Raw genomic sequence first — 13,461 nt, forward strand, 5'->3', positions numbered from 1 at the left:
CGCGAACGGCAGGCGCGCGGGGCCGTCGCCTTCGGCGAGGGCGTGCAGTGCCGAGTCGAGCAACGCGGGGTGCAGGCCGAACCGGCCCGCCTGGTCGCGTGCGGATTCGGGCAGGGAGACCTCGGCGTAGGTGTGCTCGCCGTCGCGCCAGAGGGCCCGCAGGCCCTGGAAGATCTCGCCGTACTCCAAGCCGACAGCGGCCAGTTCGGTGTACCGGCCTTCGAGGGAGACGGCCTCGGCACCGGGCGGCGGCCACTCGGTCAGCGCCCAGTCCGGCGCGGACGCGGACGGGGCGAGCGCGCCGGTGGCGTGCAGCGTCCACTCCCCCGCGCCGTGCGGACGCGAGTGCACGGTGAGCGGGCGGTGGCCGGCTTCCTCCGGCGTCCCGGCCCACAGCTGGACCTGGACGGCACCGCTTTCCGGCAGTACCAACGGCGTCTGCAGGGTCAGCTCTTCGAGGACGGCGAGGCCGGTTTCGTCGGCGGCACGCACGGCGAGTTCGACGAGCGCGGTGCCGGGCACGACGACCTGGCCGTGCACCGCGTGCTCCGCCAGCCACGGGTGCGTGCGAAGGGAAAGGCTTCCGGTGAACAGGAATCCACCGGCGTCGGCGACCGAAACGGCGGCGCCGAGCAGCGGGTGGTCCAGCGAGCCGAGGCCGAGCCCGGCCGCGTCACCGGCGGCGTGCGTCGGCGGCAGCCAGTAGAACTCGCGCTGGAACGGGTACGTGGGCAGGTCGACCGCACGCGCGCCCTCGAACGCGGCGGCCCAGCCGACCTTTCCGCCATGGGTGTGCACCGCGGCCAGCGCGGCGACGAAGGTTTCGGCTTCCGGCCGGTCACGGCGCAGGGCGGAGACGAACAGGCCGTCGGCGCTTTCCTGGCCCGCGGCGGAAAGGACGCCGTCCGGTCCGAGCTCCAGGAAGCGGGTGACCCCGGCTTCGGCCAGCGCCTGGACGCCGTCGGCGAACCGCACGGCTTCACGCACGTGCCGGACCCAGTACTCCGGGTCGTGGATCTCGCTCGTCGCGGCGATGCGGCCGGTGACGTTGGAGATCAGCGCGATCTTCGGCGTCCGGTAGGTGACGCGGCGGGCGACGGCGCCGAATTCGGCGAGCATGCCGTCCATCAGCGCCGAGTGGAAGGCGTGGGAGACGGCGAGGTTCTTGGTCCGGCGGCCCTGCTCGGTGAACACGGCCGCGACGGCGCGCACGGCGTCCTCGGTGCCGGAGACCACGACGGCGCGCGGGCCGTTGACGGCCGCCACGTCCGCGCCTGGCACAAGAGCCGCGCGGACCTCATCCTCGGCCGCCTCGATCGCGCACATCGCGCCACCGCGGGGCAGCGCGCTCATCAGCCGTCCGCGCGCGGAGACCAGCGCGGCCGCGTCCTCCAGCGACCAGACGCCGGCGACATGTGCCGCGGCCAGCTCGCCGACGGAGTGACCGATCAGGAATTCCGGCACCACGCCCCAGGATTCGACCAGGCGGTAGAGCGAAACCTCCAGCGCGAAGAGCGCGGGCTGGGCGTTCCCGGTGTCGTTCAGGGCATCCGCGTCGTCACCGAAGACGATCTCGCGCACACCCGGCAGGTACTCGCAGATCTCGTCGAAGGCGGCGGCGAAGGCCGGGTACGCCGCATAAAGCTCGCGCCCCATGCCGAGCCGCTGCGAGCCCTGGCCGGTGAAGCACACCGCCAGGCTGCCGTCGGTGGCTTCGCCGACGTCGTGGTTTCCTTCGGCGACCGCCGTCAGTCCGGCGCGCAACGTGGCTTCGTCGCGTCCGGTGACGACGGCGCGGTGTTCGAACGTGGTGCGGGTCGCGGCGAGCGACCAGCCGATGTCGGCCGGGGCGCCCTCGACGTCGAGCAGCGCCCGCGCCTGGGCGCGCAAAGCCGCCGGAGTCCGGCCGGACAGCACCCACGGGATCACCGGCGGGGTAACGGCGTTCTCTGTGGACGGCTCGATGGCGGGCGCCTGTTCGAGGAGAACGTGGGAGTTGGTGCCGCTGATACCGAACGACGAGACTCCCGCCCGGCGGGTCTCCCCCTCCGGCCAGGAACGTGCGGACGCCAGCAGTTCGATCGTGCCGGGCGACCAGTCGACCTGCGGGCTCGGCGCGTCGATGTGCAGGCTGGCTGGCAGGATCCCGGTGCGCAGGGCCAGGACCATCTTGATGATCCCGGCGACACCGGCCGCGGCCTGGGTGTGGCCGATGTTCGTCTTCACCGAGCCGAGCAGCAGCGGTCCCCGCTCACCGCGGTCGCGGCCGTAGGTGGCCTGCAGGGCCTGGACCTCGATCGGGTCGCCCAGGGTCGTACCGGTGCCGTGCGCCTCGACGACGTCGACGTCCTTGGTGGACAACTTGGCGTCGGCCAGTGCCTGGCGGATGACGCGCTGCTGCGAAGGCCCGTTGGGAGCGGTGAGGCCGTTGGACGCGCCGTCCTGGTTGACGGCGGAGCCCCGGACGACGGCCAGGACCTGGTGGCCGTTGCGCTGGGCGTCGGAAAGCCGCTCCAGCACGATCATGCCGGCACCCTCACCCCACGCGGTGCCGTCGGCCCCGGCGGCGAACGCCTTGACCAGGCCGTCGCGGGCGAGGCCGCGCTGGCGGGAGAACTCGATGAACGCGTCCGGGCTCGCCATCACGGTGGCACCACCGGAAAGCGCGAGGTCGCATTCGCCCGCGCGCAGCGCCCGGACGGCGAGGTGGAGCGTGACCAGCGACGCCGAACACGCGGTGTCGACGGTGACCGAAGGACCTTCCAGCCCCAGGACGTAGGAGATCCGTCCGGAAAGGACACTGCCGGAGATGCCGGTGCCGAGGTAGCCCTCGACACCTTCGACACCCTTGGGCAGGTCGCGGCCGTAGTCCTGGCCGTTGGTGCCGACGAAGACACCCGCACGGCTGCCGGACAACGACGTCGGGTCGATCCCGCCGCGTTCCAGGGCCTCCCACGACGTCTCCAACAGGAGGCGCTGCTGCGGGTCCATCGAGACGGCCTCACGCGGCGAGATACCGAAGAACTCGGGATCGAATTCCCCGGCGCCGTCGACGAATCCGCCTCGGTCCACGTAGCTGGTGCCCAGATGATCCGGATCCGGGTCGACGAGCGCGCCGACGTCCCAGCCACGGTCGTCGGGGAATCCGGAGATACCGTGCTCCCCGGCGGTCAGCAGTTCCCAGAACTGTTCCGGCGAACGCACACCGCCCGGGAACCGGCAGCCCATGCCGACGATCGCGATCGGTTCGGCGGCGCGGTCCTCCAGCGCGGCGAGCCTGCCGCGCGTGCGCTGCAGTTCGCCGGTGACTCGCGTCAGGTAGTCGCGAAGCTTGTCGTTCTCACCCACGGTGTCCCCACTCATCGGTCGAGTTCGCGTGCACTCGGGCTCAGGCGCCGAGTTGCTGGTCAATGAAGGCGAAGAGTTCGTCGTCCGAAGACGGCGTGAAGCCGGGGCCGTCCAGGCGCTCGGCGAGAGTTCGCAGGCGTGCGCCCGCCTTGGCGTGGTCGTCGCTTCCCGGGTCGAGACGGCCCAGCGCGGCTTCCAGGCCGTCGAAAAGACCGTCCAAGTCGGCGGTGTCGTCCTTGGTACCGGCCAGTTCCCGCCAGAGATACGCCGCAAGCGCTTGCGGTGTCGGATGGTCGAACACGAGCGTCGCGGGTACGGCCAGACCGGTCGCGGCGTCGAGCCGGTTGCGCAGTTCGACCGCGGTGAGCGAGTCGAACCCGAGTTCGGTGAACGCCCGGTCCGGGCCGATCGCCGACGTGTCCGGATGTCCGAGCACGCGCGCGACGGTCTCGCGGGCGACCTTGAGCAGCAACCGTCGCTGTTCGGGTTCGATCAGCCCGGTGAGCTGTGATCGCAGATCCGCCACCGGGGCCGCGGCGGTGGCGGAGGCTTCCGGACGCGGCAACTCGGCGAGCATCGGAGCCGGCCGGAAGTCCTCGAAGAACGACTGCCAGTCGAAGTCGGCGATGGTGACACAGGTGTCCCCGGTGACGATCGCCCGGACGAACTCCTCCGCCGCGGCTTCCGGGGTCATCGGGCGCAAACCCTTGCGGCGGACGGCGTCGTCGACGGCCTCGGCCATCCCGCCCTCGGCCCACGGACCCCAAGCGATCGACACCGCCGGGACGCCTTCGGCCCGCCACTGCGTCGCGAGCGCGTCGAGTTCCGCGTTCGCGGCGGCGTAGGCGGCCTGGCCGCCGTTGCCGAGCACGCCGGCCACCGAGGAGAACAGCACCAGCGCGTCGAGGTCGGTCGTGAGTTCACGCAGGTGCCGGGCGGCGGCGACCTTCGGCCGGGCGACGGCGTCGAACCGCTCCGGCGTGGCGTCGTCGAGCAAGGCGTCGTCGAGGACGCCCGCGGTGTGCACGACCACCTTCAGGTCTTCGAGGCCATCGACCACTGTGGACAGTGCTGAGCGGTCCGAGGCGTCACAGGCGTGGATGCTGACGCGGGCGCCGAGCTTTTCCAGCCGCTCGCGCAGGTCTGCGGCTCCCGGCGCTTCCTCGCCACGGCGAGAGAGAAGCACCAGGTGCTCCGCCCCGGCCTGGATCAGTCTTTCGGCCACGAGCGCGCCGAGTGCTCCGGTGCCGCCGGTGACGAGCGCGGTCCCGGAGGTGGTCCATTCCCGGGTGGACGCGGGTGCGGCGGGGACGAACCGGCGGGCGAAGATCCCGTCCTCGCGGATCGCCACCTCGTCCTCCGGCCCGCCGAGGACGTCTCGCAAGCGAGCGGCCACGTCCGGCCGGGCGGGCACGGTGACGCAGCCACCCCAGCGCCGGGGCTGCTCGATGGCGGCGACCCTGGCGACCGCGGCCACGCCGGGATCGCTCGTGACGCACCACATCTTGGCCGGGGTGTCCCGCAGGAACGCGGCTAGCTCCGCGCCGTCCGCCGGGAAGACCAGTACCGGTCCCGTGTCCGGGAGTTCGGTCACCAGGGGTGCGTCGAGGGCCTTCGCCGCGGCTTCCGCCCAGGCGTGGCCTTCGGATGCGTAGACGGTCCAGTCTTCGGACGTCGCCACTGGCTCGATCGGGCGCCAAGCGACCTCGTAACGCCGGGCCGGAGGCGTACTCCGATCGGCGGCGGCGAGCCAGAAACGGTCCCGGCGGAACGGGTACGTCGGTAAGTCGACACGTTGGGCGCCGTCGAAGATCTCGGCCCAGTCGATCCGGACCCCGGCGGTGAAGAGCCGGGCCCGCGCCAGATCCGCGGCGGCCGCCTCGTCCCGGTCTTTCCGCTGTGTGGCGACGAAGGTGCCGTCGGCGACGCAGTCCGCGCCGAGCGCGGTGAGGGAGGCGTCCGGCCCGACCTCGACGAACCGCCGGACCCCGCGCGCGTGCAGCGTGCCGATCCCGTCGGCGAACCGGACGGGCTGACGCACCTGCCGCACCCAGTACTCCGGGTAGCCGACCTCGGCGATTTCCCCGGTGAGTCCCGAGACGATCGGGATCTTCGGCTCCGCGTAGGTCACGCTCGCGGCGACCTCGCGGAAGTCGTCGAGCATCCCGTCCATGAGCGCGGAGTGGAAGGCGTGGCTGACCGCGAGCCGTTTGGTGCGGCGGTCCGGGAAGGTCCCGACCACTGCGGTGACAGCGGCTTCCTCGCCGGACAGGACGAGCGAGGAAGGGCCGTTGATCGCGGCGATGCTCACGCCGTCGGGGAGGTCGAGTTCCGCCTCGGTGGCCTGCAAGGCGACCATCACGCCGCCCTCGGGCTGCGCCTGCATCAACCGGCCTCGGGCGGCGACCAGCCGGGCGGCGTCGTCGAGCGACCACACGCCGGCCAGGTACGCGGCGGCGAGTTCGCCGATCGAATGCCCGAGCAGGAAGTCCGGCTCCACCCCCCAGGACCGCACGAGCTCGGCCATCGCGACCTCGAAGGCGAAGAGCGCGGGCTGCGCGGCGTCGGTCCGGTCGATCCGCGTCTGGTCTTCGCAGGCGAGGACTTCGGCGAGCTTGAATCCGGTGTGCGCGTCGAGCCGTTCGACGACCTGGTCGAAGGTCTCGCCGAACACCGGGAACGCCGCGGAGAGGCCGGCGCCCATCGCGAGTCGCTGGGCACCTTGGCCGGTACAGAGGAAGGCCGTTTTGCCGCTGCCCGCGCGGCCGGTGACGACGCCGGGCGCGGCCTCACCGCGGGCCAGCGCGCCGAGTCCGGCGAGCAGTTCCTCCTGGTCGGAACCGGTGACGACCGCGCGGTACGGCAGCGCCGCCCGGCCGGTGGCCAGCGACCAGGCGATGTCGGCGGGATCTCCCGCGGTCTGCCTCAGCCGGTCCGCCAACTCGGGCAGGACGTCCTCGCTGCGCGCGGACAACACCCACGGGATCCGGGCGAGCGGACGGCTCGCGGTCTCGGCGGGCGCCGGTTCCGGGGCTTGACGGAGGACGACGTGCGCGTTGGTGCCACTGATCCCGAACGACGACACCGCGGCCGCGCGGGGGCGCCCGGTCTCGGGCCAGGACCGGTGTTCGGTGAGGAGTTCGACCGCGCCCGAGTCCCAGGCGACATGCGGGGAGGGCTCGTCGGCGTGCAGCGTGCGCGGCAGTTCGCCGCGACGCATCGCCTCGACCATCTTGATGATCCCGGCGACACCGGCGGCCGCCTGCGTGTGGCCGAGGTTCGATTTGACCGAACCGAGGTACAGCGGCACGTCGCGGCCCTGACCGTAGGTGGCCAGCAAGGTGTCGGCCTCGATCGGGTCGCCGAGTTTCGTGCCGGTGCCGTGTGCCTCGACGACGTCGATGTCCTTTGTGGATAACCCGGCGCCCGCGAGCGCGGCACGGATCACGCGTTGCTGCGAAGGCCCGTTCGGGGCGGTGAGACCGTTGGACGCGCCGTCGGAGTTGACCGCCGACCCCTGGACCACGGCGAGTACGCGGTGTCCATTTCGGACGGCGTCGGAAAGCTTCTCCAGCAGCAGGACTCCGGCGCCCTCACCCCAGCCGGTGCCGTCCGCGCCGGCGCCGAACGATTTGCAGCGCCCGTCCGGCGCGAGTCCGCGCTGGCGGGAGAACTCGACGAAGGTGTCCGGGACGGCCATCACGGTCGCGCCGCCCGCCAGCGCGAGCGAACACTCCCCCGCCCGCAACGCCTGCGCGGCCAGGTGCACGGCCACCAGCGACGACGAGCACGCGGTGTCGACCGACACGGCCGGCCCCTCGAACCCGAAGGTGTAGGCGACACGGCCGGAGAGCACACTGCCCGCCGTACCGGTGCCCAGGAACCCTTCGACGCCTTCAGGAAGCTCGCCGACTCCGGTCCCGTAGTCGTGGTACATGATCCCGGCGAACACGCCGGTGGCACTGCCCTTCAACGCCGACGCGTCCAGCCCCGCGCGCTCGATCGCCTCCCAGCTGATCTGCAGCAGAAGTCGCTGCTGCGGATCCATGGCGAGCGCCTCGCGCGGAGAGATACCGAAGAACTCGGGATCGAATTCGGCGGCCTCGTGGAGGAAACCGCCTTCGCGGGCATACGAGGTACCGGGATGATCGGGGTCGGGATGGAACAGCTCCGCGAGATTCCAGCCGCGGTCACCGGGGAAACCCGACACCGCGTCACGGCCTTCGGCCACCAGATCCCACAACGCCTCGGGCGAGTCGGCCCCGCCCGGGTAGCGGCATCCCATGCCGATGATCGCGACCGGTTCCCTCGCCGCGTCGGCGAGTTCCCGGTTGCGCGCGGCCAGCCTGCTGTTCTCCTTGACCGATTCCCGCAGTGCGGTCACCAGCTCTTCGGGTGTCGCCATCAGATTCTCCGGACCGGACGAGACGGGCGCAGCTCGGGCATGCGTCTCATCCTGGGCGGGGCCGCCGCACCCCCGGTCCACTCTTCGCCACGGCGGCCCCATTCCCCGGTAACCGGCTGCGAACTGGGCCGCGGGTGGGTCGTCGGCCCAGGTGGTCGTGAGTGGCGATTCGGGTTCTAACCCGAATCGCCACTCACGACCACCTGGGCCGGAGCAGGTCCGCCGGCGAGACGGTGTTGCGAAAGCCACTTTCGCAACGTTCAAGGTTGCGAAAGTGGCTTTCGCAACGTCCGCAGGGGCCGCTATCCAGAGTCCGTGAAGGCCTCCTTCCCTACTTTGAAGGTAGGGAAGGAGGCCTTCACGGACTTGCCGGTGGAAAGCGCCTGGGTCAGTCCTGCCCGGAGGTGGACATCGCCCGGCTGATGAGGTCGCCCACGTCCAGATCGTCGATGGACTCCGCGGTGTCCTCGGAGACAGGCGAAGGGGTCTCCTCGGCCAGCCGCACCAGCGCCTCCAGCACTCCCAGCTCCCGGAACCGGTCCAGGGAAGCACCCGCCAGCGCACGCCGCAGGCGAGCCTCGTCCGGCACCGCGACCTCCGGGAACATCAGCTCGCCGAGGTGCTCCGCGAGCGCCGCCGGGGTCGGGTGGTCGAACACGACCGTCGCGCCCAGTGGACGGCCGGCCGCGGCCGCGAGGCGGTTACGCAGTTCGACGGACGTCAGCGAGTCGAAGCCGAGGTCGGTGAACGCGTGCTCCGGGTCCACCTCGGACGCCGACGCGAACCCGAGTACCTCCGCGGTGTGGGTCCGGACCAGATCCGCCAACGCCTCGGCACGCACCGCGGGAGCCAGTGAGGCAACGTCGGAAACACCAGGATCCGAGGAAACACTGGCCGCCCGACGCACGGGGAGCCGCACGAGCCCGGTCAGCAACGCGGGCAGCACGCCCGCCCGAGCTTGGTCCCGCAGCCCGGCGAGGTCCAGCTTCACCGGCACCGCCACCGGACCAGGAGCGACGTCGAACAGCACGGCGCCCTCCTCCGGGGTCAGGGCCCCGAAGCCGTCGCGCCGCATCCGGTCGATCAGCGCCTGGTCCAGGACGCCGCCCATCCCCTCGGCTGCCCACATGCCGTAGGCGAGCGAACGCGCGGGCAGGCCGTCGGCGTGCCGTTGTTCGGCGAGGGCGTCGAGGTAGGCGTTGGCCGCGGCGTAGTTGCCCTGCCCCGGCCCGCCGAGTACGCCGGACACCGACGAGATCAGCACGAACTCGGTCAGCGGCCGGTCGAGGGTCAGCTCGTGCAGGTGACGGGCACCGTCGGCCTTCGGGCCGAGCACGCGGTCCAGGCGTTCGGGGGTCAGGGCGGTGACGACGCCGTCGTCGAGCACGCCGGCCGCGTGCACGACCCCGGACAGGCTGGGAATGCTGTCGAGCAGAGCGGCCACGGCGTCGCGATCCGCGACGTCGCAGGCTTCGACACGCACGTCGGCGCCCAGTTCGCCCAGCCGCGCGGCCAGGTCTTCCGCGCCGGGCGCGGCGAGACCTCGACGGCTGGTGAGCACCAGGTTTTCGACGCCGTGCACGGTCACGAGCCGTTCCGCCAGCTGCGCGCCGACACCGCCGGTGCCGCCGGTGATCAGCACGGTGCCCGCGGACTCCCAGTCCGGTTTGGGGCCGGGCTCGGCCCGGACCAGACGCGGGACCTCGGCCCGGCCCTCCCGGACGCGGACCCGGGGTTCCCCGGTGGCCAGTGCGATGTCCACATCGGACACTTCGCCGTCGAGGATGACGAACCGGCCGGGGTTCTCGGCCTGCGCCGACCGGACGAGTCCGGCGGCGGCCGCGTCGTCGAGGCCGCTCCTGGTCACCACGACCAGTCGCGAGCCGGAGAACCGGGGTTCGGTGAGGAATCGTTGCAGGACTTCGAGTACGGCGTGGATCCCGTCCGCCGGGACCGGCAGGACGACCACCGGCGGCACCGGCTCGGTCACCTCGTCCCAGCGGGCCCACGCCACCGGCGGGACGGACGCCGGCTGAGCCGCGATGTGCTCGACGCGGAACAGCGACCGGTCCTCTCCCGCTCGCAACTGCTCACCGGTGACCGCGCGGACGACCAGCGAACCGACCGAGAGCACCGGCGCCCCGGCGAGGTCGGTCAGGTCGACCGCAACCTCGCCGGGTCCGGTGAACCGCAGCCGCGCGCGGACCGTCGTGGCGCCGCTCGCGTGCAGGCTGACGTCGCTCCAGCTGAACGGCAGCGCACCTGCCTCTTCGCCTTCGCCGAGGAACATGCCGTGCAGCGCGGCGTCGAACAAGGCGGGATGGATGCCGAAGCGGCCCGCGTCCTCCTGTGCCTCGTCCGGCAGTGAGATCACGGCATAGCGGTCTTCGCCGTGCCGCCAGGCCTCGCGCAGTCCCTGGAAGAGCGGACCGTAAGCGAACCCACGGTCGGCGAGGTCGTCGTAGAACGAACCGAGGTCGATGGGCTCGAGAGCGTCCGGCCACGCGAAACCCTTGGCGGGCGGGGCCGCTTCGCCCAGCAGGCCCAAGGCGTTGAGCTCCCATTCCTCGCCGGGGATCCGCGAGTGCACGGTCACCGCCGCCGCACCGCTGACGGCGACCTGCAGTTCGACCGGTCCGCTCTCGGGGATCACCAAGGGAGCGTGCAGGGTCAGCTCGACCAGCCGCGGCAACCCGGCCTCGTCGCCCGCCCGGACGGCCAGTTCGGCGATCGCCGCGCCCGGCAGCAGGACGGTGTCGTGCACGGTGTGCCCGGCCAGCCACGGGTGGGTCGCGAGCGAGAGCCGTCCGGTGAGGACGGTCCCATCCCCCTCCGCGAGCGAAAGCCCGGCGGCGAGCAGCGGATGTCCGGGCGTGTCCAGCCCGGCCGACGCGAGATCGCCTACAGGTGCCGGTTCGAGCCAGAAGTGCTTGCGCTGGAAGGGGTACGTCGGCAGGTCGAGTGTCCGGGCGCCGGGCAGGACGCCGTCCCAGTCGACCGTGACACCCCGGACGTGCAGGGTGGCCAGCGCGCTCATCGCGGTGGTCGCTTCGTCGCGTCCCTTGCGCAGCAGGGGAATCCCGTCGGTGAGCGCGGACAGTACGGCGTCCGGGCCGAGTTCGAGGAACTTCGTGACCCCGTCGGCGTGGAGCTTTTCGACCGCGGCCGAGAATCGGACGGTTTCGCGCACGTGCGTCACCCAGTACTCCGGATCGGTCAGATCCGCCGAACCGGTCACCGTCGACACGAGGGGAATCCGCGGTGCCGAGAAGGTCAGATCCCTCACCACGGCGGCGAAATCGGCCAGCATCGGTTCCATCAACACCGAGTGGAACGCGTGTGAGACGTCCAGACGTTTGGTCTTGCGATCGCTGAACCGAGCGGCGACGGCGAGCGTCGGCTCCTCGGCACCCGAAAGCACCACAGCGGTCGGCCCGTTCACCGCGGCCAACGAGACCCCCTCGGGCAACTCCCCGATCTCGTCCGCCGACGCCTGCACCGCGACCATCACCCCGCCTTCGGGCAGGGCTTGCATCAAGCGTCCGCGCGCGGTGACCAGCTTCGCCGCGTCCTCCAACGACAGCACGCCGGAGACATGGGCGGCGGCGATCTCACCGATCGAATGCCCCGCAAGGACATCAGGCCGCACACCCCACGACTCCACGAGCCGGAACAACGCCACTTCCAGCGCGAAGATCGCCGGCTGGGCGAACTCCGTCCGCGACAGATCCCCGAACTCCGGCAACAGCGCGCTGACCTCGTCGTACGCCGCCGCGAACACCGGAAACGCCTGGTAAAGCCCGGCTCCCATCCCGGTCCGTTGCGAACCCTGGCCGGTGAACAGGAAAGCCAGCTTGCCCGGCTGCGTCCGTCCGGTGATACCGCGACCTTCCGCGACGGCTTCGAGCCCGGCCCGCAAGGAGTCCACGTCCGTGCCGACGACCGCGGCCCGGCGCTCGTGCGCGGTCCGCGTCGTGGCCAGCGAGAACGCGACATCACGAGGGTCGGAACCGTCCACAAGCGACAGGAGATCGCGAGCGCGCTCGGCCAGCGCCTGATCGGTCTTCGCCGAGAACACCCACGGCACGACGCCGTGCGTGGCAGGCTCAGGAGCCGCCTCGGCCGGGACCTGTTCCAGGACGACGTGGGAGTTGGTCCCGCTGATCCCGAACGACGACACTCCAGCGCGACGCGGTTTGCCGGTCTCGGGCCAGGCGCGCGGCTCGGTGAGGAGTTCGATCGCGCCGGCGTCCCAGTCGACCTCGGCCGACAGTTCCTCGGCGTGCAGGCTGCGGGGCAGTACACCGCGGCGCATCGCCTCCACCATCTTGATGATCCCGGCCACGCCCGCGGCCGCCTGCGTATGCCCGAGGTTCGACTTGACCGAACCGAACCACAGCGGTTCGTCCCGCTCGGCGCCGTAGGTCGCCAGGAGCGCCTGCGCTTCGATCGGGTCGCCGAGCCGGGTGCCCGTGCCGTGGGCCTCGACCGCGTCGATGTCCGAAGTGGACAGACCGGCGTCGGCGAGCGCGGCGCGGATCACGCGTTGCTGCGAGGGACCGTTCGGCGCGGTGAGGCCGTTGGACGCGCCGTCCTGGTTGACCGCGGAGCCGCGGACCACGGCCAGTACCGGATGCCCGTTGCGGCGGGCGTCGGAAAGCCGTTCCAGCACGAGGACTCCGGCGCCTTCGGACCAGCCGGTGCCGTCGGCGTCATCGGAGAACGACTTGCAGCGGCCGTCCGGGGAAAGGCCGCGCTGGCGGGAGAAATCGAGGAACGTCTCCGGCGTCGCCATCACGGTGACACCGCCCGCGAGCGCCATCGTGCACTCCCCCGCCCGCAGCGACCGGGCGGCGAGGTGCAGGGCGACCAGCGACGACGAGCACGCGGTGTCCACCGACACCGCCGGGCCCTCCAGACCGAGCGTGTACGCGACGCGCCCGGACAGCACGCTGGCCGAGGTGCCGGTACCGAGGAATCCGGCGACGCTGTCGGGCACGCTGGCCAGTTTCGCGGCGTAGTCGTAGTACATGATCCCGGCGAAGACGCCGGTGGCACTGCCCTTCAGCGACGCCGGGTCGAGCCTCGCGCGTTCGAGGGCCTCCCAGCTGATTTCGAGCAGCAGGCGTTGCTGCGGGTCCATCGCGAGGGCCTCGCGCGGCGAGATGCCGAAGAATTCCGGGTCGAACTCACCCGCGTCGTGCAGGAAACCACCGTGACGCGTGTACGTCTTGCCGGGAAGGCCGGGCTCGGGGTCGTAGATGCCGTCGACGTCCCAGCCGCGGCGGCCGGGGAACGGCGAGATCGCGTCGGTGCCCGCCTCGACGAGATCCCACAGGTCCTCCGGGGACCGGACACCGCCGGGATACCGGCAGCTCATCGCGACGATCGCGATCGGTTCGTCGGCGGCGCCGCGGCGGGTCACCGCCGGGCGGGCGGGTTCCGGGGCGCCGAGCAGTTCGGTGCCGAGGAACGTGGCCACCGCCGCCGGGCTCGGATGGTCGAAGACCAGGGTCGCGGGCAAGCGGATCCCGGTCTCGGTCGAGAGCTCGTTCCGCAGTTCGACGGCGGTGAGCGAGTCGAAGCCCAGTTCGGTGAACGGTCGCGACGGCTCCACGGTGTCCGCTCCCGCCCGGCCGAGGACGGCGGCGACGCGGGCCCGGACCAAGTCGACGAGCAGGGCTTCGCGGTCGGCTTCGGGCAGTCCC

2 protein-coding genes and 1 pseudogene are annotated in these 13,461 nt (G+C 71.8%); all 3 read right to left on the reverse strand.

All coding sequences use genetic code 11. The annotated features are described in order from the left end of the window. Positions 1–3,348: type I polyketide synthase (locus H5J31_RS38020; protein ID WP_181777500.1), on the reverse strand; the 3,348-nt coding region annotated here is incomplete at its 3' end. A 40-nt stretch (positions 3,349–3,388) separates the two neighbouring features. Next, positions 3,389–7,753, reverse strand: a pseudogene (locus H5J31_RS38025) (type I polyketide synthase); the annotation flags it as partial. A gap of 388 nt (positions 7,754–8,141) precedes the next feature. Further along, positions 8,142–13,461 (reverse strand): type I polyketide synthase (locus tag H5J31_RS38030; protein WP_181777499.1); only part of this gene is annotated, 5,320 nt, incomplete at its 5' end.

It is taken from the genome of Amycolatopsis pittospori (assembly GCF_013870525.1).
Taxonomy (GTDB): Bacteria; Actinomycetota; Actinomycetes; order Mycobacteriales; family Pseudonocardiaceae; genus Amycolatopsis; species Amycolatopsis pittospori.